Origin of the sequence: Kitasatospora xanthocidica, from assembly GCF_014656195.1 — a bacterium.
Lineage (GTDB): Bacteria > Actinomycetota > Actinomycetes > Streptomycetales > Streptomycetaceae > Kitasatospora > Kitasatospora xanthocidica.
In genome coordinates, this window is the sequence record NZ_BNBY01000039.1 from 1 (window position 1) to 25,540 (window position 25,540).

General features: G+C 76.6%; 24 protein-coding genes. 13 read left to right on the forward strand and 11 right to left on the reverse strand.

The window, feature by feature from the left end; translation table 11 throughout:
* The first annotated feature begins 472 nt into the window (after window positions 1-472).
* On the forward strand, window positions 473-1,105 hold the full coding sequence (locus tag IE332_RS36590) for a hypothetical protein (protein ID WP_308437656.1): 633 nt from the start codon (window positions 473-475) through the stop codon (window positions 1,103-1,105).
* A gap of 1,244 nt (window positions 1,106-2,349) precedes the next feature.
* On the opposite strand, the gene IE332_RS36595 is transcribed toward IE332_RS36590, so the two are convergent.
* The 5 genes from IE332_RS36595 to IE332_RS36615 all read right to left on the reverse strand — a co-directional run bounded on the left by IE332_RS36595 (window position 2,350) and on the right by IE332_RS36615 (window position 7,758).
* Window positions 2,350-3,174 (reverse strand): hypothetical protein, encoded by an 825-nt coding sequence (locus IE332_RS36595; protein ID WP_189925274.1) that lies wholly within the window; start codon window positions 3,172-3,174, stop codon window positions 2,350-2,352.
* A gap of 317 nt (window positions 3,175-3,491) precedes the next feature.
* Complete coding sequence (gene tpx / locus IE332_RS36600) at window positions 3,492-3,992, reverse strand: thiol peroxidase (RefSeq protein WP_189925276.1); 501 nt, start codon at window positions 3,990-3,992, stop codon at window positions 3,492-3,494.
* Between the two features lie 139 nt (window positions 3,993-4,131).
* The gene (locus IE332_RS36605) at window positions 4,132-4,383 is read right to left on the reverse strand and encodes a hypothetical protein (protein WP_189925279.1); all 252 of its coding nucleotides are present in this window, start codon (window positions 4,381-4,383) and stop codon (window positions 4,132-4,134) included.
* Between the two features lie 1,237 nt (window positions 4,384-5,620).
* Complete coding sequence (locus tag IE332_RS36610) at window positions 5,621-6,130, reverse strand: GNAT family N-acetyltransferase (protein ID WP_189925281.1); 510 nt, start codon at window positions 6,128-6,130, stop codon at window positions 5,621-5,623.
* Window positions 6,131-6,777: 647 nt separating this feature from the next.
* Entirely contained in the window at window positions 6,778-7,758 is a 981-nt protein-coding gene (locus IE332_RS36615) for an oxidoreductase (protein ID WP_189925378.1), read from the reverse strand.
* Between the two features lie 96 nt (window positions 7,759-7,854).
* On the opposite strand from IE332_RS36615, the gene IE332_RS36620 reads away from it, so the two are divergent.
* Window positions 7,855-8,529, forward strand: a complete 675-nt coding sequence (locus IE332_RS36620) for a TetR family transcriptional regulator (RefSeq protein ID WP_189925283.1) — start codon at window positions 7,855-7,857, stop codon at window positions 8,527-8,529.
* Between the two features lie 373 nt (window positions 8,530-8,902).
* On the opposite strand, the gene IE332_RS36625 is transcribed toward IE332_RS36620, so the two are convergent.
* A complete protein-coding gene (locus IE332_RS36625; protein ID WP_229929202.1) occupies window positions 8,903-9,550 on the reverse strand; it encodes an RNA polymerase sigma factor in 648 nt (215 codons plus the stop codon).
* Between the two features lie 210 nt (window positions 9,551-9,760).
* Here IE332_RS36625 and IE332_RS36630 point away from each other — a divergent pair, with 210 nt between their 5' ends.
* On the forward strand, window positions 9,761-10,501 hold the full coding sequence (locus tag IE332_RS36630) for an MBL fold metallo-hydrolase (RefSeq protein ID WP_189925287.1): 741 nt from the start codon (window positions 9,761-9,763) through the stop codon (window positions 10,499-10,501).
* A 61-nt stretch (window positions 10,502-10,562) separates the two neighbouring features.
* Here the strand turns inward: IE332_RS36630 and IE332_RS36635 are convergent, their stop codons facing one another.
* Window positions 10,563-11,195 (reverse strand): AAA family ATPase, encoded by a 633-nt coding sequence (locus IE332_RS36635; RefSeq protein WP_189925289.1) that lies wholly within the window; start codon window positions 11,193-11,195, stop codon window positions 10,563-10,565.
* Between the two features lie 324 nt (window positions 11,196-11,519).
* On the opposite strand from IE332_RS36635, the gene IE332_RS36640 reads away from it, so the two are divergent.
* Window positions 11,520-12,251, forward strand: a complete 732-nt coding sequence (locus IE332_RS36640; RefSeq protein ID WP_189925291.1) for a dienelactone hydrolase family protein — start codon at window positions 11,520-11,522, stop codon at window positions 12,249-12,251.
* A 152-nt stretch (window positions 12,252-12,403) separates the two neighbouring features.
* Here the strand turns inward: IE332_RS36640 and IE332_RS36645 are convergent, their stop codons facing one another.
* Both IE332_RS36645 and IE332_RS36650 read right to left on the reverse strand, forming a co-directional pair.
* Window positions 12,404-12,955, reverse strand: coding sequence for a YciI family protein (locus tag IE332_RS36645; protein WP_189925293.1), 552 nt, complete (start codon window positions 12,953-12,955; stop codon window positions 12,404-12,406).
* Window positions 12,956-13,068: 113 nt separating this feature from the next.
* Window positions 13,069-14,046, reverse strand: coding sequence for a phosphotransferase family protein (locus tag IE332_RS36650; protein ID WP_189925295.1), 978 nt, complete (start codon window positions 14,044-14,046; stop codon window positions 13,069-13,071).
* A 354-nt stretch (window positions 14,047-14,400) separates the two neighbouring features.
* Here IE332_RS36650 and IE332_RS36655 point away from each other — a divergent pair, with 354 nt between their 5' ends.
* Window positions 14,401-15,432, forward strand: coding sequence for a zinc-dependent alcohol dehydrogenase family protein (locus tag IE332_RS36655; protein ID WP_189925297.1), 1,032 nt, complete (start codon window positions 14,401-14,403; stop codon window positions 15,430-15,432).
* A gap of 7 nt (window positions 15,433-15,439) precedes the next feature.
* Here IE332_RS36655 and IE332_RS36660 read toward each other — a convergent pair whose 3' ends face one another.
* On the reverse strand, window positions 15,440-15,739 hold the full coding sequence (locus tag IE332_RS36660; protein ID WP_373313941.1) for an ArsR/SmtB family transcription factor: 300 nt from the start codon (window positions 15,737-15,739) through the stop codon (window positions 15,440-15,442).
* Between the two features lie 699 nt (window positions 15,740-16,438).
* Complete coding sequence (locus IE332_RS36665) at window positions 16,439-17,311, reverse strand: AfsR/SARP family transcriptional regulator (RefSeq protein ID WP_189925299.1); 873 nt, start codon at window positions 17,309-17,311, stop codon at window positions 16,439-16,441.
* Between the two features lie 605 nt (window positions 17,312-17,916).
* Between IE332_RS36665 and IE332_RS36670 the strand changes: the two genes are divergently transcribed.
* Genes IE332_RS36670 through IE332_RS36705 form a run of 8 tightly spaced genes read left to right on the forward strand, consistent with a single transcriptional unit; the run spans window position 17,917 to window position 25,489 of the window.
* On the forward strand, window positions 17,917-19,128 hold the full coding sequence (locus IE332_RS36670) for an aminotransferase class I/II-fold pyridoxal phosphate-dependent enzyme (protein WP_229929203.1): 1,212 nt from the start codon (window positions 17,917-17,919) through the stop codon (window positions 19,126-19,128).
* Between the two features lie 35 nt (window positions 19,129-19,163).
* Window positions 19,164-20,399 carry a beta-ketoacyl-[acyl-carrier-protein] synthase family protein gene (locus IE332_RS36675; protein ID WP_189925301.1) on the forward strand — a complete coding sequence of 412 codons (1,236 nt, stop codon included), beginning with the start codon at window positions 19,164-19,166 and terminating at the stop codon, window positions 20,397-20,399.
* Window positions 20,396-21,286: a MaoC family dehydratase gene (locus IE332_RS42105; RefSeq protein WP_189925304.1), complete on the forward strand. Its 891-nt coding sequence runs from the start codon at window positions 20,396-20,398 to the stop codon at window positions 21,284-21,286. Before IE332_RS36675 ends, IE332_RS42105 begins: the two co-directional genes overlap by 4 nt.
* Before the next feature lie 5 nt (window positions 21,287-21,291).
* Window positions 21,292-22,833 carry an AMP-binding protein gene (locus IE332_RS36685; protein ID WP_189925306.1) on the forward strand — a complete coding sequence of 514 codons (1,542 nt, stop codon included), beginning with the start codon at window positions 21,292-21,294 and terminating at the stop codon, window positions 22,831-22,833.
* Window positions 22,834-22,884: 51 nt separating this feature from the next.
* Complete coding sequence (locus tag IE332_RS36690; RefSeq protein ID WP_189925308.1) at window positions 22,885-23,154, forward strand: acyl carrier protein; 270 nt, start codon at window positions 22,885-22,887, stop codon at window positions 23,152-23,154.
* A gap of 4 nt (window positions 23,155-23,158) precedes the next feature.
* The gene (locus IE332_RS36695; protein ID WP_189925310.1) at window positions 23,159-24,190 is read left to right on the forward strand and encodes a hypothetical protein; all 1,032 of its coding nucleotides are present in this window, start codon (window positions 23,159-23,161) and stop codon (window positions 24,188-24,190) included.
* Window positions 24,183-25,121 (forward strand): tryptophan synthase subunit alpha, encoded by a 939-nt coding sequence (gene trpA / locus IE332_RS36700; RefSeq protein ID WP_189925312.1) that lies wholly within the window; start codon window positions 24,183-24,185, stop codon window positions 25,119-25,121. The genes IE332_RS36695 and trpA overlap by 8 nt, the downstream gene beginning before the upstream one ends.
* Complete coding sequence (locus IE332_RS36705; RefSeq protein WP_189925314.1) at window positions 25,115-25,489, forward strand: ectoine synthase; 375 nt, start codon at window positions 25,115-25,117, stop codon at window positions 25,487-25,489. The genes trpA and IE332_RS36705 overlap by 7 nt, the downstream gene beginning before the upstream one ends.
* Window positions 25,490-25,540: the final 51 nt, after the last annotated feature.

A 25,540-nucleotide genomic window follows, 5' to 3' on the forward strand; every position in this document is an offset into this window, starting at 1 on the left:
AGAGCGACAAGGGCGACGCCCACGCGCTCGCCGACATGGTCCGCATCGACCGCGACCAGCTGACCCGACGCCCGGCGGCGCCGGCCGCGGACGCGGCCGCGGCCACCGCGGCCGGGGACGGGTCGTCAGGACGCCCGGGCCCGCGGCAGGCGCCCGAGGCCTGGGGACGCAGCGCCGCGGCGGGGACGGGCCGTCAGGACGCCCGGGCCCGCCGGGCACGGGAGGCGGGGCAGCGCCTCGCGGCTGGGGTGTCACGGCGCCGCGGGAGCCCCGGGCGCCCTGGGAGCCCCGGCTGTCCAGGACGGTGGTCCTCGGCCCCGGGAGGACGGGGTGAGTTCCAGGCCTCGTCGTCACGCGAGAGCCCGAAGGTGTCCGGCCCTCCTCCCGGTCAGGTGTCGCAAGAGGCCGGATGCCCGGCGTCATCCAGAGGCGGTACGGGCAAGGGTGCGGAACACTGCGCCGGGTGATCGTGATGCAGCCCGTCCTGGAGATCAACACCCCCGAGGACTTCGACCTCTGGCCTATCGCCGGGGCCGAGCCGTTCGCCTTCCTGCCCCTGAACGGCGCACTCTCACCCGCCGAGGTCGGGACGGCGGTGATGCGCATCACCGCCTGCAACGACATCGACCCCGACGGGGACCGGCCGCCACGGCCGGCCGACCCGCTCCAGTCCTTCCTGTACGGACTGCTGACCTTCGACCACCTCTACGCGGCCGGCGGCCTGCGCGTCACCGACCACGCGACGGGGGTCGCCTTCCTGCCCGGCTGCTGCGACGGGCTGGAGGACTGGCGCGACTGGCACGTGTTCGCCGACGGCGGCGGCCTGCTCGGGTTCGGCCACGAGCCCGTGTCACCGGTCGCCGAGCGTTTCGGCGACACCGTCCGGCTCACCGTCAACGCCGAGCACAGCGGCAGCCCGGTGATCGAGCTGCCCGTGACCGGGCTGCGCCACCTGCTCGCCGGCGCCGAGCGCGACCTGACCGACTTCCTCGCGCTGGCCACCGCCTGGGCCCGCCGGCGGATACCCGAGCACGCCGGTCCGGTCACCGCCGCCCTCGCCCGCGTCCTCGGCCTGCCCGCACCGGCCGCGGCGCCGAAGCCGTAGGCCGCCCGACGGCGTCGGCCAGGGGCGGGGCCACGTCGGCCCGGTCCGTCTCGGCACCGCCCCGCACCCTCACCCGCACGACCCGGAAACGGGCCGGGCGAAACCGTTTCGGTGGGGCCAGAAACTCGCCGGCGCGGACACCCGGGCGCCACCGGGGGGCCAGGGGCCGGCGGGAGTGCGGGCCCGGCCCGCTGCCTCGCAGGGCCGGTCCCACCGGGGCGCCCGCGTCCCGCAGCACCGCAATCCCGCAGTTCCGTGCTCCCGCTGCGCCCGGGGCGCGGTGGGGCGGGGCAGTCGGGCCCTGTCCTGCGGACTGTGGCGGATCAGGGCGCGGTGCCGGGCGCCCGGCCGGGCCCACCGTCGCGACGGCGCCGCGATCGGCGCGCCGCGCCGGCGCCGGGGACTGCGAGCACCGCGGCGGCGACGCCGTCCCGTTCGGCCGCCGCCGGTGACCGGCGCCGGTGTCGCCTTCGCCGGTGTCACGTCCCCGGGCGGTGCCGGAGCGTGCGGGCCTCGCCGCCCTCGCCCGTGTCCTCGGCCTGCCCGCACCGGCCGCGGCGCCGAAGCCGTAGGCCGCCCGACGGCGTCGGCCAGGGGCGGGGCCACGTCGGCCCGGTCCGTCCCGGCACCGCCCCGCACCCTCACCCGCACGACCCGGAAACGGGCCGGGCGAAACCGTTTCGGTGGGGCCAGAAACTCGCCGGCGCGGACACCCGGCACCGCAGGCCCCTCGATTCTGCTGCGCCCGGGGCGCGGTGGGGCGGGGCCGTCGGGTCCTGTCCTGCGGACTGTGGCGGATCAGGGCGCGGTGCCGGGCGCCCGGCCGGGCACACCGGCGCGGCGGCGCCGCCGTCGCGTTCGGCCGCCGCCGGTGACCGGCGCCGGTGTCGCCTTCGCCGGTGTCACGTCCCCGGGCGGTGCCGGAGCGCGCGGGCCTCGCCGCCCTCGCCCGTGTCCTCGGCCTGCCCGCACCGTCCGCGCGGACGGACGGACGGACGGACGGACGGACGGGCCGGCCGGCTTCGCCGCGGACCGCCCCCCGGTCTTGACGCCGTCGTCCACGGCATGGGCACCGACTGGCCGTCCGGCCCGGTCGAAGGCCTGAGGGCGCTCGGGCGCGGCATGTCCGGCGGGGCGGGGCCACCGCTGCCGCGCGAGCGGCTCCTGGTGACTGACCGCGGCCGGCCGGCGGCCACGGTGACCGGGTGTCGGCTCGCGGACCGGTAGCGCCGCCACGCTGCGGATCAGCGGCGGGCCGGCCGGCGGCGCTCGATGCGGTCGAGGTCGCCGGCGAGCAGGTCGAGGTGGCTGATGGTGAAGTCTGCGTTGGGCATGGCTTCTCCGCCGCCGTAGTACTGGCCCATGACGGTGGTGGGGAGGAAGGAGCGCAGGCTGTGGCGCATGCCCTCGGGGTAGTCGACGCTCTCGCCCCAGCCGCAGGGGGCCTCGTCGCTGGACAGCAGGACCCAGTGGTCCACGGGCACGAGGGCGTCGAGATCCGGTGCCGCTCCGGTGTGGCTGTCCAGCGCCGGCACGGTCAGCTGGTCGGGGTCGAGGGGCGGGTACCACAGCAGCAGGGGTTGGGCCCGTTGCGCGTCGGCGTTGTCGAAGCAGCAGACGGCGACGGTGTGGTCGGGGAAGTGGTCGGCGTAGAAGCGCAGGAGGTCCGGGTCGAGGGACGGGCGCCGGTGGGCCGGCACCTGCCGCAGGGCGGCGGGGATCGCGGTGGGGTCGTCGGCCAGGAGCACCGTGTAGACGTCGTGCTCGAAGACCTGGACGGCCTGGGGCTGCGCGCTCATCCACGCGATCTCGTCAACCGCGACGGCGATGGGGCGAACGGCGTCGACCATGCGCTCCAGGACGTCGGCGCCGCGTCCGGCGGAGAGGAAGTGCCCGGGGGTGAGCCGCTCGGTGGGCAGGTGCAGCAGCAGCGCGTTCGGGCCGCTCGCGAGGTTGACGGCGGTGTTCTGGTAGCCCAGGACATGGATGAGGCCGTGCACGGGGTGGTGCTGCCGACCGCAGTACACGATCGTGCCGGAGAACGCGGCCTCACTGGTCGAGATGCACATGGTGGCAAGGTAGCGCCCCCGTTCGTGCGGGAACCGGGAGGGTCCGCGTGAGTCCCGGTCGCAGACACGCACGGACCGTGACGGCTTGCTGATCGCCCTCACGGACTCCGTGCCTGGACTCCGTATGACCCGACGAAACCATCGCCGGGCTGCTCGCGGGGCGGGGGCCGGGTCCTGGTGGCGGGGGTGCGGGGCCGGGATGCGGGCGGCGGCCCCGGCCGCCGGTGCCGCGTGCCTGCCGGGAGGGGCGGGGTGCGGGCCGGGGCGGGGCCGCCGTCGGGGTGCGCGCGGTGCGGCGCGCGGGTGCGCGGGGTGGGTCAGGCGAGGACGGCGAGCGCGGCGTCGTAGTTCGGCTCGTCGGCGATCTCGGCGACGAGTTCGGTGTGCAGGACGGTGTCGTTCTCGTCCAGGACGACCACGGCGCGGGCGGTCAGGCCGGCCAGCGGGCCGGAGTTGATGGCGACGCCGTAGCTGTCGTGGAAGTCGCGGCCGCGCAGGGTGGAGAGGGTCTTGACGTTGTCCAGGCCCTCGGCGCCGCAGAAGCGGGCCTGCGCGAACGGCAGGTCGGCGGAGATGCACAGCACGACGGTGTTCTCCAGCGCGCCGGCCTGGGCGTTGAAGGTGCGCACCGACGTGGCGCAGGTGGGGGTGTCGATGCTGGGGAAGATGTTGAGGACCTTGCGGGTGCCCGCGTAGTCCTTGAGGGAGGCGTCCGCGAGGCCGGCGCCGACCAGCGTGAACGCGGGGGCCTGGCTGCCGGCGGCGGGCAGCGCGCCGCCGATCTCGACCGGGTTCCCCTTCAGCGTGACCTGAGCCATGAAAAGCCTCCTAGCAGCGGTGTGTGTACGGGTGTGCAACGCCGCTGATCCTACTGCCCGCCGGTGGCGCGTCCCTCGGCCGGCCACGGGCTGGACACCGGCCGCACGCCGGCCGCGTGCCGCCCGGCGGGGCGGGGTGTCAGGCGGACCGGATGGGGTCGTGGCGGGTGGCCGGGATGTCGGGGGTGCCGTTGGGCAGGGCGGGTTCGGGGCGGGTTCGGGGGCGGGGGTGGCCTGGAAGGCGGTGGTGCCGGCGGCGCGGGGCAGGAGGGCGACGTGGTGGCCGGCCGGGGTACGGGCGAAGACGGCGGGCCCGGGCGGCGTTGGTGGTGAGGTGGCGCTCGCGGGTGGCGGTGGCGCGGCGGTGGCGCAGCCGGGGGACGGCGGACATAGCTTCGTAGAGGAGGGCGTCGAGGGCCTGGACGGCCTGCCGGGGGTGGGGGTGGTCTGTGCTGGTCGGCGGTGGTTCTGGCGGGTGACGTGGTCGTGGTGGCCGGCGGCGATCCGGCCGATGTTGTTGACGGACCCTCCGGTGGGGGAGTGCGGGTCGGGGGTGTTCATGTCGCCGGAGCGGGAGTCGAAGGGCAGGGGTTTGGCGTCGGCGACGGCGAAGCGGCTGGCGCCGGATTCCCCGCCGGTGGGGTCCTGGTCGAACCAGGTCTCGTCGCCGGGGCCGGAGGTCTGGTGGAGGGGGTCGCCGAGGAGGGGGCCCGGGGTGAGGTCGGTGGCGACGCGGCTCTTGGCGGGCAGGTGGCTGACGGGGGCGTTCTCGGCGTCGCCGGCCCAGACGTGTGCGGGGCCGATGTGCGGGTCGCAGGCTTTGCCGGGGCCGGGGCCGGGGCCGGGGACGGTGCCGGGGCCGGTGCCGCCGTTCATCCGGGCGCCCGGGCCGGCGGTGGTGGAGCCGTAGCTGTGGGCGAGGGCGAGGGCGAGGGCGAGGGCGAGGGCGAGGGCGAGGGCGACGAGGTGGGCGGGTGGTCCGTCGTGGGTGGCGCGCACCGGGTGGGAACGCCGGTCGGGCCGCTCGGCGACGCCCCGTGCCCGGCGGGAGGTCCTGCGCCGGGAGACCGCCGGGGGCGTGCGGCCCGCCCCGCAGGCACGGGTCCCCGGTGTCCGGCCCGCGCGCCCGACGGGGTGCGGCGTGCGGGCGGGTCTGCCGACGGCGTCGCCTCCCGCATCGAGGCCTGCCCGGGTACGGTCCGGGCCCGCGGCGGCGCCGCGGGCCCGCCCACGGGCGGGATGTGACGGCGCGACCTGCTGCCGGTGTCGGGCAGCCGGGCCGCGGTCCTGTGTCCCGGGAACGGCGGGCTGGCGTCCGCTACGGGTCGGCGCTTCCCCGGCCGGGCCCGGGCCGAAGTCCGAGGGAAGTCGCCGTGTCCGGCCCGGTCCGCGTCCCGTCCGGGCCGCGACTGGTGACCGGTCCGGGCCCGGCGGGGCCGCTGCCCGGGTGCCCGCCGGTGGGGATCCTCCGGCCGAGGGTGGTCGCCCGGGCGGTGTGTCACCGGCCCGCAACGGCTGTCGCTGGCACTGCAGGCAGGTCTGTTCGTTCGCCGGACGCGGACCTGCGCCTCGCCCGGGGCCGGTGCGGGCGGTGCCCGGCGCAGGCCCCGGGCCGGGGTGGCGGCGGGTCAGGGTGTGGTGGTGCCGTGGTCCCAGACGGTCTCGTAGTACGCGAGGCGTTCGTCCTGGCCGGCCGGGCGCATGCCGCAGGCCGCCATGACGTGGCGGGAGGCGGTGTTGGCGAGGTCGGTGTCGCCGCGTACCCGGGTGGCGCCGAGCTCGCGGGCCAGGGAGAGCAGGGCGCGCAGGGCCTCCGAGGCGTAGCCGTGGCCGCGCGCGGCGGGCACCAGGCCGTACCCGACGCTCACGCCGCCCTGCGGATCGGCCGGGCCGTGGAAGCCCGCCCCGCCGATCGCGTGCCCGTCGCAGCGCCGGCGGATCTCGTACGCGCCGAACGGGCCCGTCCCGCCGTCCTGCCCGCACACCTCCAGGAAGCGGCGGGCACCGGCCACGTCGGCTCCTGACGGGTAGCCGGCCTCCCACCGGTCGCCCGCCTGCGGGGCGTTCGCCGTGATGCGCCGGGCCAGCGCGGGGTCGAGCGGGCACAGGATGAGGCGTTCCGTCACAAGATCGTCCATACGGCTGTCGTAGCAGCCCCGGCCCGGGGCCCGCACCCGGTTTTCCCGCCGGGGCCGGCGCCGTGGGCCTTCGGTGCGTGACGGACGGATTCTGCGGGGTCCGTGCCGACTGGAAGATCGGCTACGGACCGGCGGACCACCGTCCTGGCCATGGTCCAGACCGGCCGGACGACGGCCCGGACCGGTCGGGGTTCGTCGAAGGCGGCGTCGAAGGCATCGCGAACAGGACACCGGCCCGGCACCGGAAGTCGGCCCGTCCGACGTCTCGTGCCCGGACCCCGAGCCGGTCCTGGGTCGGCGCGGCGCCGGAGGTCGGCCTGTCCGGCTTCTCGTGCGGCTCTGGCCGGTTCGGCCGGGCACGGGCCGGGATCCGCGTGGGCCTGGGGTCGGCGCGGAGCTGGAAGTCGGCGGGTCCGACTTCTCGTGCCGTTCCCGCCGGTGCGGCCCGGCCCGTGCCGGAGTTCGGTCCGGGTCCGGGTCCGGGTCCGGGTCCGGCGCGGCGCCGGAGGTCGGCCTGTCCGGCTTCTCGTGCGGCTCTGGCCGGTTCGGCCGGGCACGGGCCGGGATCCGCGTGGGCCTGGGGTCGGCGCGGAGCTGGAAGTCGGCGGGTCCGGCTTCTCGTGCCCGTTCCCGCCGGTGTGGGGGTGTCAGGGCTGGCGGGGGCGGGCCGGGGCCGGGCGGGTGTCGGGGTCTTCGTGGGGGTGGGGGAGGGTGAAGCGCACGCCGGTCAGGTCTTCCGACAGGTCCCACAGGCGCCGGGCGGTGGCCGGGTCGGTGGCGCGCGGGGCGAGGGGGACGCGGGTGGGGGCGCCGCGCAGTTCGCCGGGGCCGCCGGGGCCGTACAGCGCTCCGCCCAGGGCCCGCGGGTCGGTGGCCGCGTACAGCTGGGGCAGCGCGCCGCGTTCGGGGCTCTGGGCCAGGGGGCGCAGGAGGCGGCCGAACAGCAGCCGCACCGCGGGGACGGGGGTGGCGTGCTGCAGGCCGGTGGCGGCGTAGCCGGGGTGGGCCAGGACGCTGCGCACGGGGCTGGCGGCCAGGGTCAGGCGGCGGTGGAGTTCGTGGCCGAAGAGGGCGCCGGCGAGTTTGGACTGGTTGTAGCGGTCCATCGGGGAGTAGGAGCGGGCGCCGGCGGGGTCGTCGAAGTGGATGCGGGCGCGGCGGTGGTTGGCGGAGGTGACGGTGACCACCCGGGGGTCGTCGCCGTCGGCGAGGAGGTCCAGGAGGAGGGCGGTGAGGGCGAAGTGGCCGAGGTGGTTGGCGGCGAGCTGGAGTTCGTGGCCGTGCGGGGTGAGGGTGCGCGGGGGCGCGAGGACGCCGGCGTTGTTGACCAGGACGTCGGGGCGCGGGCCGTGCTCGCGCAGGCGGGCGGCGAACGCGCGCACGGAGGCGCCGTCGGCCAGGTCCAGGGGGCGTACGGCCGGTGGCGGGGCATCGGGGTGGCGGGCGCTCAGGAGGTCGGCGGCGTGGCGTCCCCGGGTCTCGTCGCGCACGGCCAGGACGAGGCGGGCGCCTTTGGCGGCGAGGGCGTGGGCGGTGGCGAGGCCGAGTCCGCCGGTGGCCCCGGTGACGACGAACACCCGGCCCTTCTGGTCCGGGATGCGGTCGGTGGTCCAGTCGCTGCGGGTCATGTGACTGCGAGTCATGTGGCTCACGCTGCCCTCGATGTCACCAAGTGTCAAGACTGGCGTGTCGTGACATGAATGGCGCGGGGCTAGGATGGCCCGGTGACCACCCCCGCCGCCACCCTGGCCCAGCGCAAGCGCCAGCTCGTCGCCGACGAGCTGACCCGGGCGGCCCTGGAACTCCTGGCGGACGGGGGCTTCGAGGCCGTCACCGTCGACGAGATCGCGGCGGCCGCGGGCGTGTCCAAGCGGACCTTCTTCCGCTACTTCGCCTCCAAGGAGGACGTGGTCGTCCGGTTCCTGGCCGGGCTGGGCGCCGCCATGCGCGAGGAACTGGCCGCCCGCCCCGCGGCCGAACCGCCCTCGGTGGCCCTGCGGCACGCCGTCTGGTGCTCGGTCGCCGCCTGCGCCGGCCACGAGGAACGCGCCCGCCGCGTCGTGCGGCTGATCCTGACCACCCCCGCCCTGCTCGCCCGCTTCCTGGAACGCCAGGCGCAGTGGCGCGACGCGCTCGCCGCCGAACTCGCCGCCCGCCTCGGCCTGGACCCCGCGGCCGAGCTCTACCCGCAGCTGGCCGCGGACATGGCCCTGGCGGCCTTCCACGCGGTGCTGCAGCGCTGGAGCGGCGCCGACGGCGACGGGGACGGGAACGGCGGCCACGGCGACGGGGGCGGGGGCGGCGGGGTGGTGGACGCCGCCGCTCTGACCGACCGGTCCTTCGCCGTCATCGCGCCGGCCCTGGACGCCGTCGTACGCACCGGCGCCCCGCGCTCCTGACTCCGCGCACCGCTGACTCCGTACGCCCCTGACCCGCCCGCGCTCCGGCCCGCGCGGAAGCGAACGGTGGCGCCCCGCGGCGGCCCTGGGGGGTGGGCCCGGGGCCGGCGCGGGGCGGGTGGCGCCGGCCGTCACCGGCTACGTCCCGGCGCGGTGCTCAGTCGAGGACCGTGACGTCGGTGCGCCTCGGCAGCGGGCTGTTCCAGCCGATGCCGATCTCGAAAGTCACCACACCGTCACGCCGAACCCGGCCGCGCCGCGCGCCGGGTGACGGGCCGGAGAGGGTACGCCCGCGCCGTCGCCGGTCCTCGCCGGTCCTCGCCGGTCCTCGCCGGTCCTCGCCGGTCCTCGCCGCCCGCAGCGCCGTCCCCGTTCACCGCACCCGCCCGCCCGCCGCGACCGGCACCCCGGCCGGCACCCCGGCCCCGGCCGGGGCGGTGCTCAGGCTGTGCCCCAGGGCGGCGCGGGCGCGGTGCAGCCGGGACTTCATCGCGGCCTGCCCGATGCCCAGTTCCTCGGCGACCGCCCGTCCGCTGCGGCCCCGCACGTCGCGCAGGACCAGCACACGGCGCTGGTCGGGCGGCAGCGCCGCGAGCGCCTCGGCGATCCGCCGCGCCTCCAGACGCCGCAGCACCTCCTCCTCCGCCGACGCCAGACCCGCCGCCCCGCCCGCACCCCCGCCCAAACCCCCGTCCCCATCGCCCGTGGCGCCGCCGTCCCCGGGCCCCGCCGGGTGCGGGCGCAGCACCGAACGGGCGCCGCGCAGGCACTCGTTGCGCACGATGCGAAACAGCCACGACGCCAGCGCCGTGGAAGCCCGCAGCATGCCCACCCGCCGGTACAGCACGGTCAGCGCCTCCTGCGCCGCGTCCCCGGCGTCCTCCCGGCTCGCGCACAACGAGTGGGCGAAACGCCGCACATGCGGGTGCGAGGCCGTGACCAGCCCGGTCAGCGCCCGCGCGTCACCGCGCTGCGCCGCGGCGACCACGTCCGCACCGGGCCACCCGCCGTCCTCGGCCACGCCCGCCGCCCCGCGGGCGCCGAAGCACGGACACGCGGGCGCACACCAGCACCGCGCCCAGGGCCACACCGACACCGACCACCACGACGACCTCCCACCACAACGTCCCACCACCGGGCCCGCGCGGGGCCCGCGCGGGGCCCGTCCATAGGAGGCGGCCCGGCCCAGAAAGGATTCACCCCCCTTCCCCCTCCGTGAGAGCATCACCCGGTGCGCCGACTGACAGTGCTCGGAACCAGTGCCGCCTACCCCGAAGCGGGCCGCGCCGCCAGCGGCTTCCTCCTCGAACACGACGGCTACCGCCTCGCCCTCGACCTCGGCTACGCCACCTTCCCCCGCCTGCTCCACCACACCGGCGCCCTCGGCCTGGACGCCGTCGTCATCACCCACGCCCACCCCGACCACTGCGCCGACCTCAGCGCCCTGTGCCGGGCCCGCTACTTCGCCGCCCCGCGCCCGCCGCGCCTGCCCCTGTACTGCCCGGCGGGCGTCGTCGAACGCGTCCAGGCGATGGAACCCACCGAAGACCTCCACGACGTCTTCGACGTCCACCCCCTGCCCGCCGCCCCCGCCACCCACCGCCTGGGCCCGCTGCGCCTGGACACCGCCGGCCTGCCGCACCACGTGCCCCACGCGGGGGTGCGGCTCAGCGCCCCGGGCCTGGCCCTCGCCTACAGCGGCGACGCGGGCCCCGGCCCGGCCCTGGCCGAACTCGCCGACCGCGCCGACCTGTTCATCGCCGGCGCCACCGTGTGCGGCACCGCCCCCCGGGACCCGCACCTGCTCAGCGCCGCCCAGGCCGGCCACTGGGCCCGCCGCGCCGGCGCCGCCCGCCTGCTGCTCACCCACTTCTGGCCCGGCACCGACCGCGCCCTGGCGCTGGCCGAGGCCCGCCGCGCCTACGGGGGCGAGGTCCTGGCCGCCGAGGAGGACCTGCGGCTGGACCTGTGACCGGCCCCGGGCCCCGGGCCCTGGGCCCTGGGCCCGGTCACAGGGGGGCCGGGGGCGGGGGTCAGTCGAAGCGGATGTGGCGGGCGCCGGTCCAGGCCCGGCGCAGCCGGCCGCGCAGCGGGCCGTCGGTGTTCGGGGCGAGGGTCAGGGCGCAGGCGGCGGCGATGTGGTCGGCGACCTGCGCGACGGTGAGACGGTCGGTCCACACGTGCTGGGCGAACTCCTCCTCGCGCAGGCGTTCCAGGCACAGGTCGAGCCGGGAGAGGGCGAAGCTCTCCCGGCGCAGCGGGGCGTCCTTGCCGGCGACCAGGCGGACGGCGTGTCCGAAGCCGCGTTCGCGCAGGCGCCGCAGCACCGTTTCCCGGGTGGCGAGCAGGGTGAAGTGCCGTACGTCGTGGCCGCGTTCGCGCAGCCGGCCGACGGTCTCGCGGAAGTACGGCGCTTCCACGACCGTCATCGGCACGATCACCGGGCCCGCGTGCCCGGTGAGGGCCAGGTCCAGGACCTCGTAGACGCCCTGGCGCCAGGCCGGGAGGTCCTGGAAGTCCCCGCGCAGGGCGGGCGGGGTCATGCGGTGCAGCCCGAACCCGACGTGTTCGGGGTCGCACAGGACGCTGCCGGGCAGCCGCCGCAGGAGCTCGTGCGCGGTCTGGGTCTTGCCGCCGCCGAACGGCCCGTTGATCCACAGGAGCATGCCCGGACCCTACCCGCAGCTTCGGCGCGCGCCGTACGCGAGACCCGGCGGGCCCCGCTTCCCGTACGGCGAGGGGCGTTCCGGGGCAGCGGCGAGGGGCGTTCCGGGGCGGCCGCGAGGGGGTGTTCGCGGGGGCGGGGCGCGCGCCGGAAAACCTGTTGGCGGACCGTGGCGGCCGCTGCTACGGTGCCGGAGGCCGTGCGAGAGAACGAGGAGGTGGTACCCGTGAACGCGATACAGACACGGGTGCTCCCCCACGGGGTCACGGCCGGGCGATAGGTCGTCCGGGAGCGCCGATCACGCGCACTCCCGAAAGGCACGACCATGCGCTTCACCTCCGAGCAGCGCCTCGACGACGGCGTCCTCGCCCGCGAGTTCACCCTCGGCGAGATCCCCGGCACCCTGTGGACGCCCGAATCCGCCGCACCCCTGCCGCTGATCCTGACGGCCCACAACGGCGGCCTGCACAGGCGAGAGCCCCGACTGGTGGCCCGGGCCCGGTACTGCGCCGCCCACGGCTACGCGGTGGCCGCCATCGACGCCCCCGGGCACGGCGACCGGCCCCGCTGCGCCGCCGACGACCGCTCCCGCGCCGAGCTGCGCCGGGCGATGGGGGAGGGCCGGCCGGCCGCCGAGACGGAGGAGATCCTCGAGTCGTTCATCGGCCCGCTGGTCGACCGGGCGGCCCCGGAATGGCGGACCGTCCTGGACGCCCTCCTCGCCCTGCCCGGGATCGCCGGCCCGGTCGGCTACTCCGGGTGGACGGCCGTCGGCATCGAGCTGGCGGCGACCGAGCCGCGCATCGCGGCCGCCGGCTTCTTCGCCGGGGGCTACGTGCCCCGCGCCCAGCGCGAGCGGGCCCGGCAGGTCGGCGTCCCGCTGCTGTTCCTGCTGCAGTGGGACGACGAGGGCAACCCCCGCGGGCGCGCCCTGGACCTGTTCGACGCCTTCGCCAGCACGGAGAAGACACTGCACGCCAACACGGGCGGGCACACCGGCACCCCGTGGTTCGAAGTGGAGGACGGGGACCGCTTCTTCGCCCGCCACCTGACGTAGGACCGGGGCCGCCCGGCCCCCGCGGGCCCCCTGCCGGCCGGGCAGGGGTCCGCGGGGGCCGGGCGGCCGTTTCACGCGGGAGGCGGCGCACGGCTGCCTCGTCCCGCCGCCCGGGACCGCCCCGCTGCACGCGGCGCGGCACGCGGCGCGGGTCAGGACGGCCGGCCGCCGAACTGCCAGTCGTGCACCTCGACGGTGGCGTACCGGTCCCGGGTCAGGACGGCTCCCGCCGTGTCCGGGTCCGGCGCGCGCAGCAGCGCGGCCGTACCGAGCCAGGCGGTGCCGTCGTCGGACAGCAGCGGCCCGTAGGCGATGAGGTCGCCCGTGCCGGGCGGCACGGCGAGGTCGGCGGCCTGTCCGGTGCCCAGGCCCAGCACGAGGTAGCGGTTGCCGCCGCTTGGGCCGCCGGGGAAGTCCCACATGGTGCGCCCCAGCAGGTTGTGCCACCGTCGCAGCAGCACGTCCCGGTAGACGCCGGCCTGGTAGCCGGGTTCGTCGAAGGCGAACGCGCGGGCGGCGGCGGGATCGGGCAGGTCGAGGATGTGCACGCTGCCGGTGGGGGCGCCGCCGTGGCCGGTGAGGGTCGGGCCCCGGGCGGTCATCTCCTTCGCGTACCGGTCCATGTAGGACCAGTGCTCCTCCAGCAGTTCACGGCGCAGTGCCAGGGAGTCGGGCCGGTCGCGGTGGTAGCAGAAGAACTCCATGCCCGTAGGGTCTCCTCGCGGACGTGGCCGGGTCGAGCGAATTGGCGGAGCGGGCCGGGGACTTCGGCGAGGCGAGGCGGGGTGGGCCGGGTCGGGTCAGGGCGGGCCGGCGCTCAGGCGTAGCGGTCGAACAGGGCCTGCAGGTAGTCCTCCAGGCGGGTGGTCAGCAGGGCCGGGGTCAGGTCGGTGCGGCCCAGTTCGCGCCAGGGGACGGCGACCTTCTGCGCGTCGGGGGCGTAGGCGAGGGCGTCCAGCAGCCGCCAGTAGAGGTGCTCGCCGTCCTCGGCGAGCGCGGCGCCGCCGGCCGCCCGGTAGCGGTCGGCGAAGGCGAGGCCGGCGGCGGGGCCGTGGAGCAGGGCCAGGGCGGTGGAGCAGTGGGCGACGTCCAGGTCGGCCGGGCCCCAGGAGGTCTCCACCCAGTCGACGACCCCGCTGACCGCGAGGGTGTCGCCGGCGCCGGTGAACAGCACGTTGCCGGGGTGGAAGTCGCGGTGCAGGAAGCACGGGCGGTGCGCGGGCGCCTGCCGGTCGATCGCCTCCACCGCCCGCGCCCACAGGCCGGGGCGCGCGGTGTGCTCGGGCACGCGCACCAGGTCGGGGGCCGTCCACGCCTGCCAGGCGCGCGGGCGCTCCTGCTCGCCGACCTCCAGGGCGTGGACGGCGGCGAGCTGGGCGGCCAGCAGGTCCGCGCGTCGGGACGTGTCGCCGTCCTCGGCCAGGCGCACGCCGCCGGGCAGGTGGGTCATCACCAGCGACGGGTGGTCGCAGGCCGCGCCGTGCTCGTCGAGCGCGCGCAGCCGCGCGGCCGGGACGGCGCCGGCCTCCAGCAGGCGCAGCACGCCGGCCTCGCGGGCCAGCATGGCCGGGGCGTGGCGGCGGTAGAACGGCTTGACGAAGGAGCGCAGCACCAGCGCGTACGGGTCCGCGCCGCCGGGGCGCGTCACCTCCAGGCGGCGCATCCGCGAGGTCCAGCCGCCCTTGAGCGCCGTCACCGCGGTGATCCGCTCACCGGGGGCGAGCGCGCCGCGGGCCCAGCGCAGGGTGGCCTCCCAGCCCTGGTCGTCGTCCGGGCGGCCGTCGTCTCCGATCATGGAACGAGAGCCTACGCGCCGCCCCGGCGCCCGCCCGGGCCGGGGCGACGGGGCGGGGCAACGGGGCGGGGCAACGGGCCGGGGCAACGGGCCGGGGCAACGGGGCGGGGCAACGGGGCGGGGCAACGGGGCGGGGCCCGGGGCGGTGACGAGGGGTCAACTCCCGTGCAACCGGCGTCCGAAGACCACTATTCCGATGGCCGTCGAAGTTTGACAGGGCGGGCCCGGCCCGCTTGGCTGGGAACGCGACCGCACCGCCGCCCGCACACCGGCACCGCGTGCCGCACGCCGAGCACGCCACCGAGCACCGAGCACCGAGCACGCGTACCGAGCACCGAGCAGGGGAGCCGCGCCATGCCCAGGACCGTCGTCTTCGAGACCACCGGGGGACCGGAGGTCCTGACCGTCCGCGACACCCCCCTGCCCGAACCCGGGCCCGGCGAACTGCGCCTGCGCGTCGCCGCCATCGGCCTCAACCGCGCCGAGGCGCTCTTCCGCGCCGGCACCTACCTCGAGGAGCCCGAACTCCCCGCCACCCTCGGCTACGAGGCCTCCGGCACCGTGGAGGCCGTCGGCGAGGGCGTCACCGGCTTCGCCGCCGGCGACCACGTGGACACCGTGCCCGCCTTCGACCTCAACGACTACGGCGTCTACGGCACCCACGTCCTCGTGCCCGCCCGCGCCACCGTCCACCGCCCCCGCGGCCTCACCCCCGTCCAGGGCGCCGCCGTGTGGATGTCCTACCTCACCGCCTACGGCGCCCTCGCCGAGGACGGCCACCTGCGCCCCGGCGACCACGTGCTGCTCACCGCCGCCGCCTCCGGGGTCGGACTCGCCGCGATCCGCACCGCCCGGCGCCTGGGCGCGGTGCCCGTCGCCACCACCCGCACCCGCGCCAAGGCGCCCGCCCTGCTGGACGCCGGCGCCGCCGAGGTGATCGTCACCGGCGAGGAGGACCTCCTCGCCCGCGTCCACGACGCCACCGGCGGGCGCGGCGTACGCACCGTCTTCGACCCCGTCGCCGGACCCGGCGTCCTCACCCTCGCCCGCACCATCGCCCCCGGCGGACGCCTGATCGTCTACGGCCGCCTGGACCCGCGCGACACCCCCCTGCCCGGCCAGGACACCTTCGCCCCCGTCACCAGCCGCTTCTACTCGATGCACGAGGTGACCCGCGACGACGAACGGCTGCGCCGCGCCCGCGCCTTCGTCACCGCGGGCCTGGCCGACGGCACCTTCACCCCCGCCGTCGACCGCGTCTTCGCGGGCCTGGACACCGTCGCCGAGGCCCACCGCTACCTGGAGGCCGGCACCCAGACCGGCAAGATCGTCGTCACCGTGGACGACGACGCGGACGAAGCCGCGGACGACAGCGCGGGCGGCTGAGCCGTCGTCACGAGGGCGCGGTGTCCAGGGCCTCCGCGTCGGCGGCGGCCACCACCGCCGACAGCAGGCCCGGGAAGCGGCGCTCCAGCTCCTCGGCGCGCAGCGTGTTCATCTTGGTCGTGCCCACGTAGTACTGGCGCAGCAGCCCCGCCTCGCGCAGCACGCTGAAGTGGTGGCTGGAGGTCGAACGCCCGACCGGCAGGTCGAAGGAGCCGCAACTGAGATCGGCCGGCGAGTGCGCCAATGTGCGCACCACCGACCTGCGGGCCGGATCAGAGAGCGCCTCCAGCACCTGCTGGACACTCACGTCCTCCACACCAGGGTGCACGATCATCCGCGCCACGACGCGTGCCCGTCCCACACCCACCACCCCTTCCCAACGCTCGACCCCCGTCCGTCCCACGGTCAAAAGCCGCGCCGTGCGCGCGACTTCACGCCCAGACGCTACTACGCCCAGCCCATCTGCCACGCCCACCGCAACACCCCCGCAACACGTCCGGGGACCGGGAAGGCCCGGGAAGGGCCGGCGGGGCCGCCCGCGGGGCCGGTGCCGGCGGGGCCGACAGCGGACGGACGCCAGGCCGGCGGTGGCGCGGGGGAGAGGGGTGAGGGGGCGTGGCCGGGTGTGCCCGGCGGGCCGGGCGGGCGGTGGCGCGGGGAAGGGCGTGCCCGTGGCGGGGCGGGCGCGGTACCGGAGGGCGCCCCACCCGCACCCCGCGCCCCCGGCAGGCCGGGCGGGCGCGGTGCGCGGGCCGGTGCCGGCGGGGCCGACAGCGGACGGACGCCAGGCCGGCGGTGGCGCGGGGGAGAGGGGTGAGGGGGCGTGGCCGGGTGTGCCCGGCGGGGCGGGCCGGGCGGGTGGTTGCGCCCCGGGCACCGCGCGCCGTACGGGGCGGGTGCGCGCCGTACGGCGGTGCGCGGTACCGGCGGACGCCCCGCCCGCACCCCGCCGTCCCCGCGCCCCCCGGCGGGCGGGGGCGCGGGGACGGCGGGCCGGGGGCGCGGGTCAGGCCGCGCGGACCGGGGTGGGCACCGGGCGGGGCAGGCGGGTGAGGGCCAGCGGTTCGAAGATGCCCATCAGCACCGGGTCCACCGCCCGTACCGCCGCCGGGGCGGGCGGCGCGGGGGTGGGGGTGCGCAGCAGGGCGAGGTAGAGCTCCTGGGTCTCGGCGGCCGGGTCGATGCCCAGTTCCTCGGCCAGCACCTGGCGCAGCTGCTGGTAGCAGCGCAGCGCCTCGGCGCGGTTGCCGGAGGCGGCCAGGGCCGCCATGCGGCAGCGGTAGGCGCTCTCGCGGAACGGGGCGCGGCGCACCGCCTCGTCGGCCCAGCGCAGCGCGTGGTGCTCCTCGCCGAGCGCGGAGGCCGCCAGGCTCGCGGTCTCCAGGGCGCCCATGCGCAGTTCCTCCACGTGTTCGCGCACGCCCTGGGCCCATTCGCCCTCGTGGTCGGGCAGGAACGCCCCGCGCAGGTTGGCCAGCGCGCCGGCGGCCAGCTGCTGGGCGACCGCGTGGCCGCCCGCCGCCAGCGCCTCGCCGGCCTCGCCGACGGCCGAGGCGGCGGCCTCCAGGTCCACCGCCGCGTCCGCGGGCAGCCGCAGGACGTAGCGCCCGCCCTGGGAGATCAGCGGGGTGGCGCCGGGGCCCTGGCCGGGGTCGGTGACGAAGGCCCGCACCCGGCTCACCACGCTGCGCAGCGCCGAGGCCCAGGTGTCGGGCAGCCCGTCGGGCCAGACGGTGTCGGCCAGCTGGTCGCGGCTGGTGCCGCTGGAGCGCTCCAGTACCAGGCGGGCGAACGCCACCTGGGCCTGGGCGCTGGACAGGTGCTGCGGGCACCCGTCCTCGTGCTCGATCGCCACCAGACCGGTGAGGCGGATCAGCATCGCCGCGCCCCCGATCTGCCGGACGGACTGTCTTCCCTGAAGCCGTTCAACGTTGCTCCAACCCCCTTGAGCCAAAGCGGAAGTGACGGCCCGTGCGGGCCGTCGGCATGGGAAATCCGAAACGGAACGCATTCGCCGTCGACCAGCCGTTCGGTTTCGGCGGATTTTGACCATACATTCGCCGCGATGCGCGATGTCAACACCGGCCGGGAAAACATACCCGCCGGCCGGTCGATACGTCGTGGACGCAAGGTTTCCGCACGTCAGAGCGTTCCCGCAGGCCGGGAAAGCGGCTATTGCGGACGCCTTGCGCATCCTGCCGTAGAAATGTAGCCATCCTTGAGCACCCCGCGTGAAGGCTTCGAGAAAGGCCGCCCGAAGCCGCCCCGAACCACCCCCGCACCCCGCCCGGCGCCGCGCCGTACCGGAAAACAGCCCCTTTCGGTGCGGCCGTGAACCGGACGGAAACCGGAAACGAACCGGGACCCGCAACACCACGCACCGCAGACCCCGCGAAACACCCCGCGCAGACCCGCAGACCCCGCGAAAACCGTGAAACCCCGTGAAGCCCGCCGAAGCCGTGAAGCCGTGAAGGAGAAACGCCCGTGAACGCCACCGGAGCATGGGACCGCCTGGAGCCGAAGCTCGCCGCAACGAACGCCCGGGTGGCCGCACTGGAGTCCGACCCCTCCCGGCGCAACAGCTTCGTCGCCTACACCATGGAACGCGACAGCGCCTACTGCGACCTCGACGGCGAGCGCCTGCTCATGATGTCCGGCTACAGCTACCTCGGCCTGGCCGGCGACGAGCGGGTGGTGGCCGCCGCCAAGGCCGCCGTCGACGTCTACGGCACCGGCAACCACGGCGTGCGCGCCCTGGCCGGCACCATCCCGCTGCACGAGGAACTGGAGGCCGAGGTCGCCCGCTTCGCCCACCGCGAGCGCGCCCTGGTCTTCGGCTCCGGCTACGCCGCCAACGTCGGCACCGTCGGCGCCCTGGTCGGCCAGGGCGACACCGTCCTGATCGACAAGTACGACCACGCCTCCATCGTCGACGGCTGCCGCCTCTCGGGCGCCACCGTCACCCGCTTCCGCCACAACGACGTCGAGCACCTGGAGCGCCGCCTCAAGGCCGCCTCCCCCACCGGCGTGCGCCTGGTCATCGTCGACAGCGTCTACTCCATGGACGGCGACATCGCCCCGCTGCCCGAACTGCGCGAGGTCTGCGACCGCTACGACGCCCTGCTCATGGTCGACGAGGCCCACGCCCTGGGCGTCATCGGCAAGACCGGCGGCGGCATCGAGGAGCACTTCGACCACAAGGTCCGCGTCGACGTCAAACTCGGCACCCTCTCCAAGGCCATCCCCTCCATGGGCGGCTGGATCGCCGGCAGCCACGACCTCATCGGCCACCTGCGCTACGCCGCCCGCCCGTTCCTGTTCTCCGCCGCCCTGGGCCCCGCCCAGACCGGCGCCGCCCTGGAGTCCCTGCGGATCCTGCGCCGCGAGCCCGAGCGCGTCACCCACACCCAGGTCCAGGCCGAACGCCTGCGCAAGCGCCTCAACGACGCCGGCATCTCCACCATGGACTCCACCACCGCCGTGCTGCCCGTCATCGCCGGCTCCGACGACGCCGCCTACGACTACGCCACCGCCTGCCGCAAGGCCGGCGTCATCGGCCTGCCCGTCGTCACCCCCGCCGTGCCCAACGACCTGGCCCGGCTGCGCATCGCGGTCACCGCCCGCCACACCGCGGCCGACATCGACTTCGCCGCCGACGCGTTCCTGACCGCCGCCGCCCAGACCGGCCTGATCTGAGAACCGCCGCCCCCGCCCGGAGAGGAGAGGAAGCCATGGCCCCGCCCCACCGCCCGCCGATCGCCGTCACCGGCCTCGGCGTGGTCAGCCCCGCCGGCCACACCGTCCGCGAGTTCTGGCACACCGTCGCCTCCGGGCGCTCCACCGCCACCGCCCTCACCGACCCGGCGCTGGCCCGCCACAAGGTGCGCCTGGGCTGCCGCGTCAGCGACCTGCCCCAGGACGGCCCGGTGCCCGCCAAGGACGCCCGCCGCCTGGACCCCTTCGCCCTCTACGGCACCCTCGCCGCCCTCGCCGCCCACCACGACGCCGGCCGCCCCGAACCCGAGCCCGGGCGCAGCGCGATCGTGGTCGGCAACGCGGTCGGCGGACGCACCACCAGCGACCGCGAGTCCGCGCTCTACACCGGGCACGGCCCGCTGCGGGTCTCCCCGCTGATGCCGCTGGTCACCATGCCCAACGCCGCCGCCGCCCAGATCGCCATGCGCCTGGGCTGGAGCGGACCGGCGCTGACCATCGCCACCACCTGCGCCTCCAGCGCGGACGCGATCGGCCACGCCGCGCTGCTGCTGGAGAGCGGACGCGCGGACGTGGTGATCGCCGGCGGCTGCGAGGCCACCCTGACCCCGGTCACCCTCGCCGCGTTCGGCAACCTCGGCGCGCACTCCCTGCGCAACGACGAACCCGCCCGCGCCTCACGCCCCTTCGACACCGAACGCGACGGCTTCGTGATGGGCGAGGGCGCCGCCTTCCTCGTCCTGGAACGCCTGGACGACGCCCGCGCCCGCGCCCGCACCCCCTACGCGCTGCTCGCCGGGTACGGCTCCAGCTCGGACGCCTACCACCTGTCCAACCCGCGCCCCGACGGCGCCGGCGCCGTCGCCGCGATGCGCGCGGCGCTGGCCGACGCGGGCCTGGCCCCGGGCGACATCGCCCACGTCAACGCCCACGGCACCTCCACCGTGCACAACGACCGCGCCGAAGCCGCCGCCCTGCGCACGGTGTTCGGCCCCCACGGCGTGCCCGTCACCTCCACCAAGGGCGTCATCGGCCACCTGATCGGCGCCGCCGGAGCCGTCGAGCTGATCGCCGCCATCGAGGCCATGAACACCCGCACCGTCCCTCCCACCGCCAACCACGAGAAGACCGAAGAGGGCCTGGACCTCGACGTCGTCCACACCGCCGCCCGCCCCGTACGGTCCGGCGCGGCCCTGTCCAACTCGTTCGGCTTCGGCGGCCACAACTCGACCCTGGTGGTGACCCCGATATGACCACGACCACACCCACGACCACACCCGCGACGGCGCCCACGACCACACCCGCGACGGCGGCCGGGACCTCCCCGTTCCGCCGGCGCACCAGACTCACCGTCACCGCCGCCGCCCTGGCCGCCTACCGCGCCGCCGCCCGCACCGGCCTCACCGCCGGCGCCCCGGGCGGCGCGAGCCCCGCGCACCCCTTCGTCGCCGCCCACACCCTGGCCCAGCACACCGTCACCGCCCTGACCGCCGGCGACGACGGCTTCACCGGCGTGGTCCACCTCGCCCAGGAGATCCACACCCACACCCCCCTCACCCCCGGCGACCTCGACATCACCGTCGACGTCGCCGCGGTGCGCCGCGAGGCCCGCGGCACCCGCCTGGCCCTGGCCACCCGCCTCACCGACCCCGCCACCGGCGTCCTGGTCGCCGACCTGGCCACCTCCGCCCTGCTGGTCGGCGCCACCCGCACCGAGGCCTACGGCACCCTCGCCCCCGCCGCCCACCCCGGCACCACCCCCGACACCGAACCGCTCACCTACACCCACACCCTCACCCCCGCCGACACCACCGCCTACGCGCAAGCCTCCGGCGACCTCAACCCCATCCACCTCGACGACGACGCCGCCCGCGCCGCCGGCTTCCCCTCCGCCATCGCCCACGGCATGCACCTGGTCGCCCTGGCCGCCGAGGAGATCACCGACCGCCACGCCGGCGGCGACCCCGCCCGCGTCAGCGCCCTCGGCGCCCGCTTCGCCGCCCCCACCCGCCCCGGCACCCCGCTGCGCCTGACCCTGCAGCCCTACGACGCGGGCACCGTGGTGCGCTTCACCATCGCCACCGACGCGGGCACCGCCGTCAAGGCCGGCTGGGCGCGGATCACGGCGGCGGGGGAGTGACACCGATGACCACCCGCAGCCCCGCGCCCGGACAGAGCGCCACCGGGACGGCCCCGGCGACCGGACAGAGCGCCGACGGGACGGACCCGGCGCCGCTGGCGCTGCCCGACGCGTTCACCGCCCACGCCCGCACCCGGCCCGACGCGCCCGCCCTGCTGTGGCACGAGCGCACCCTCTCCTACGGCGAACTCGCCCACCTCGCCGAGGCCGAGCGCAGAAGACTCGCGGCCCTGGACCTGGCGCCGGGGGAGCCGGTGGGCGTGCTCGCCGTCAAGTCCCCCGAGGCGATCGCCCTGGTGCTGGCCTGCCTGACCGAGCGCCGCCCGTTCCTGCTGCCCTCCCCGCAGCTCGCCCCGGCGCTGCTGGCCGCCCTGTTCGCCCAGGCCGGGGCCCGCCGCGTGCTCGCCCCCCTCGGCCAGGACGCCCCCGCGCTGCCGGCCCCGGCCCAGGCCGCGCCGGTGCCCACCCTGGCGGCCGGCACCTCCTTCATGCTCACCACCTCCGGCTCCACCGACCTGCCCAAGATCGTCCCCCTCGGGCAGAGCGCCGTCGACCGCTTCACCGCCTGGGCCCACGACACCTTCGACCTCGGCCCCGGCCGCGTCGTCGCCAGCTACGCCCCGCTGAACTTCGACCTCGCCCTGCTCGACGTGTGGGCCACCCTCGCCGCCGGCGGCACCTGCCTGCTCATCGACCCCGCCCACGCCCTCAACGCCCGCCACCTGCTCACCCAGCTCACCCGCCACCGCCCGCACGTGATGCAGGCCGTCCCGCTGGCCTGGGCCCTGCTCACCCAGAGCGCGGGCGCCGGCGCGCTGGACAGCGTCGAGCACGCCGCGTTCACCGGCGACGCCATCGACGCCCGCACCCTGGCGGCCCTGCCCGCCCTGCTGCCGAACGCCGCGCTCTACAACATCTACGGCTGCACCGAGACCAACGACAGCTTCCTGCACCGCCTGGACCGCCTGGACGCCGCCGCCCTGCCCGTGCCCATCGGCACCCCGCTGCCCGGGGTGCGCACCCTCCTCGCCGCCGCCGACGGCACCCTGGTCCACGGCCCGGGCAGCGGCGAACTCTACGTCTCCACCCCCTTCCAGGCCGCCGGCTACCTCGACCGCTCCCGCGACACCGGGCGTTTCACCACCCAGCCCGAGGGCGCCGGCCACGGACGGCGCTGGTTCCGCACCGGCGACCTCGTCACCCGCGACGAACGGGGCCTGCTCCACCTCACCGGCCGCTCCGACTTCCAGGTCAAGGTCCGCGGCGTCGCCGTCAACACCGCCGAGGTCGAACGCGTCCTGCTCACCCACCCCGAGGTCCGCGAAGCCGCCGTCGCCGCCGCCCCCGACCCGCTGACCGGCAAGCGCCTGCACGCCGCCGTCCAGCGCGCCCCCGGCTCCGCCCTCAACACCCTCACCCTGCGCGAGCACCTGGCCCGCAACCTGCCCCGGGCCGCCGTCCCCGAGAAACTCGCCATCCACGACGAGCCGCTCGCCAAGACCCCCACCGGCAAGGTCGACCGCAAAGCCGTCCTGCCCACCCCCTGAACCACCCTTACGACAAAACCAACAGCCCACTAACGCAAGGGAGTTGCCGCCATGAGCAACATCACCCGGATCAAGCGGTTCCTCATCGACGAGTTCCTGCCCGACGTCACCCCCGAGCAGCTCGCCGACGACCACGACCTGCTCTCCGACGGCGTCATCGACAGCCTCGGCGTCCTCAAGCTCATCGCCTGGGTCGAGGACCACTTCGCGCTGCCCGTCGACGACACCGACCTGGACCCCAACAACTTCCGCTCCGTCGCCGCCATCGACGCCTTCATCACCGAACGCCGCGCCCAGGCCGGCGCCACGGTCGGCGGCTGACCCCATGCACCCGGCCCTCACCGCACTCCTCGCCGGCCGCCCGGTCCCCCTGGAGGCCTGGCGCTCGTGGTGGGACCAGCTGGAGCAGCGCACCCTGGGCCCGGCCCGCGACAGCGACCGGGCCCAGGCCGCGGCCCTGCTGGCCTCCCTCACCACCCGCCTGCCCGACCACACCACCCTCGCCGCCCTCACCACCTCCCTCACCGAACGCAGCCCCCACCCCGGCCCCGCCCACCCCGCCAGCGTCAACATCGTCGGCACCGGCGGCGGCCCCGCCACCTTCAACCTCTCCACCGCCGCCGCCCTGACCGCCGCCGCCATGGGCGTACCCGTCGTCAAGACCGGCTCCCGCGCCTACACCAGCGCCGCCGGCTCCATCGACCTCCTCGAACGCCTGGGCATCACCCTCACCTCCAGCCACACCGCCACCGCCGACCACCTCGCCCGCCACGGCATCGCCTTCGCCGGCCCCCACGTCTACCCGCCGGCCCTCACCCGCCTGGCCCGCGTCCTCTACCCGCTCACCCTCAAACCCTTCGGCGCCTTCCTCAACACCCTCGGCCCCCTGCTCGCCACCGTCCCCGTCACCGCCCAGCTCACCGGCGCCTCCGCCGCCGCCCCGCTGGACGCCCTGCGCCACCTCGCCCCGCGCGTGAGCGGCCGCACCGTGTGGCTGGCCCACAACAGCGCCGGCGCCGACGAGCTCCTGCCCTTCGCCGACAACACCCTCCACACCCCCGACGGCGCCATCCACCTGCCCGCCGGCTCCGTCGCCCCCGCCGACGGCGGCATCGACGACCTCGCCCCCCACCCCGACGACCTCACCGGCCACTTCCTGCGCGCCCTCGCCGGACAGGCCGGCGACACCGCCACCCACACCATCGCCCTCAACGCCGCCGCCCTCGCCCTCGCCGCCGGCCGCCACACCCGCTGGCACGCCGCCCACGCCGCCGCCCTGGACGCCCTCGCCGACGGCGCCCCCCGCGCACTGGCCGAACGCCTGCGCGCCCGCCCCCGGGAGACCGCCGGTGTCTGAACCCCTCTTCCCCCCAGGCGAGCTGGGCCTGGCCGTGTTCCTCAACGCCGGCGACCCCGCCGGCCGCCTCACCGACCTCGCCCACATGCTCGACGCATCGGGCGTCGACGTCCTCGAACTCGCCGTCCCCTTCCCCAACTCGCCCACCGACGGCGCCCTCATCCGCCGCTCCGCCGCCCGCGCCCTCGCCCACGGCACCACCCTGGACACCGTCCTGGCCCAGCTCGCCGGCCTCACCCCGCACCTGAAGCGCCTCAAGGTCGTCCTGCTCGCCGACTGGAGCCACAGCCTGCGCCACCGCGACCCCGCCGCCACCGCGCGGGCCGTCGCCGACGCCGGAGCCGCCGCCCTGCTCATCCACGCCCTGCCCCCGCGCCTGCGCCCCGCCTGGCACCACGCGCTGCGCACCCAGGGCCTGCCGCAGGTCACCACCTGCTACCCCGCCTCCGCCCCCGAGGTCCTCACCGCCGCCGCCCAGGGCGCCGCCGGCGCCTACGTCTACCTGGTCGCCCACTACGGCCGCTCCGGCACCACCCCCGCCCACGGCCACCGGGCCCTGGCCGACACCGTCACCGCCCTGCGCCGGGCCGCCCCCGCCACGCCCGTCGCCGTCGGCTTCGGCGTCAGGACCGCCGCCGACCTGGCCGCCGTCGCCGACAGCGGCGCCCACGCCGCGATCGTCGGCTCCGCCGCCGTCGCCCGCATCGAACACGCCCACACCGAAGGCCTCGACCCCGTCACCGAGCTGAGCGCCTTCCTCACCGACCTCCGCCCCCACCGTCCCCCGCACCCGGACGCCCCCGGCGGACGCACCACCGGCACCACCCCCCGCACCACCCCCAGCACCGCCAGCACCACCCCCCGCACCACCGGCACCGCCACCCCCACAACCGCCAGCACCACCACCCGAGAGGAACAACCGGCATGCTGATCCGCGACATCGCCGACGTGAAGACCGTCCAGTGGGGCAACGGCCTGTCCCGCCGCTTCCTGCTCGCAAGCGACGGCCTCGGCTACAGCCTCACCGACACCGTCGTCAACGCCGGCACCAAGTCCCGCCTGGAGTACCGCAACCACCTCGAGGCCTGCTACTGCATCGCCGGCTCCGGCGAGGTCATCGACATGGACGGCAACTCCCACCCCATCACCCCCGGCCGCATGTACGCCCTCGACCAGCACGACGCCCACTACCTCGTCGCCTCCCCCGACGAGGACCTGCGCCTGGTCTGCGTCTTCTCCCCGGCCCTGCGCGGCGACGAGGTCCACCAGCTCGACGCCCACTCCTCCTCCGCCTACTAAGCCCTCCCGGCCCAGGCGAGACCTTCTGTTCAGACGAGCGCCGGCGACCCA

Excerpts from the sequence above, each read along its gene's own strand:
- IE332_RS36590 (WP_308437656.1), top strand. The coding sequence starts at position 473 with ATGCAGCCCGTCCTGGAGATCAACACCCCCGAGGACTTCGACCTCTGG.
- IE332_RS36595 (WP_189925274.1), bottom strand. The coding sequence starts at position 3,174 with ATGTGCATCTCGACCAGTGAGGCCGCGTTCTCCGGCACGATCGTGTAC.
- tpx (WP_189925276.1), bottom strand. The coding sequence starts at position 3,992 with ATGGCTCAGGTCACGCTGAAGGGGAACCCGGTCGAGATCGGCGGCGCG.
- IE332_RS36605 (WP_189925279.1), bottom strand. The coding sequence starts at position 4,383 with ATGTCCGCCGTCCCCCGGCTGCGCCACCGCCGCGCCACCGCCACCCGC.
- IE332_RS36610 (WP_189925281.1), bottom strand. The coding sequence starts at position 6,130 with ATGGACGATCTTGTGACGGAACGCCTCATCCTGTGCCCGCTCGACCCC.
- IE332_RS36615 (WP_189925378.1), bottom strand. The coding sequence starts at position 7,758 with ATGACCCGCAGCGACTGGACCACCGACCGCATCCCGGACCAGAAGGGC.
- IE332_RS36635 (WP_189925289.1), bottom strand. The coding sequence starts at position 11,195 with ATGCTCCTGTGGATCAACGGGCCGTTCGGCGGCGGCAAGACCCAGACC.
- IE332_RS36640 (WP_189925291.1), top strand. The coding sequence starts at position 11,520 with ATGCGCTTCACCTCCGAGCAGCGCCTCGACGACGGCGTCCTCGCCCGC.
- IE332_RS36645 (WP_189925293.1), bottom strand. The coding sequence starts at position 12,955 with ATGGAGTTCTTCTGCTACCACCGCGACCGGCCCGACTCCCTGGCACTG.
- IE332_RS36650 (WP_189925295.1), bottom strand. The coding sequence starts at position 14,046 with ATGATCGGAGACGACGGCCGCCCGGACGACGACCAGGGCTGGGAGGCC.
- IE332_RS36655 (WP_189925297.1), top strand. The coding sequence starts at position 14,401 with ATGCCCAGGACCGTCGTCTTCGAGACCACCGGGGGACCGGAGGTCCTG.
- IE332_RS36665 (WP_189925299.1), bottom strand. The coding sequence starts at position 17,311 with ATGCTGATCCGCCTCACCGGTCTGGTGGCGATCGAGCACGAGGACGGG.
- IE332_RS36675 (WP_189925301.1), top strand. The coding sequence starts at position 19,164 with ATGGCCCCGCCCCACCGCCCGCCGATCGCCGTCACCGGCCTCGGCGTG.
- IE332_RS42105 (WP_189925304.1), top strand. The coding sequence starts at position 20,396 with ATGACCACGACCACACCCACGACCACACCCGCGACGGCGCCCACGACC.
- IE332_RS36685 (WP_189925306.1), top strand. The coding sequence starts at position 21,292 with ATGACCACCCGCAGCCCCGCGCCCGGACAGAGCGCCACCGGGACGGCC.
- IE332_RS36690 (WP_189925308.1), top strand. The coding sequence starts at position 22,885 with ATGAGCAACATCACCCGGATCAAGCGGTTCCTCATCGACGAGTTCCTG.
- IE332_RS36695 (WP_189925310.1), top strand. The coding sequence starts at position 23,159 with ATGCACCCGGCCCTCACCGCACTCCTCGCCGGCCGCCCGGTCCCCCTG.
- IE332_RS36705 (WP_189925314.1), top strand. The coding sequence starts at position 25,115 with ATGCTGATCCGCGACATCGCCGACGTGAAGACCGTCCAGTGGGGCAAC.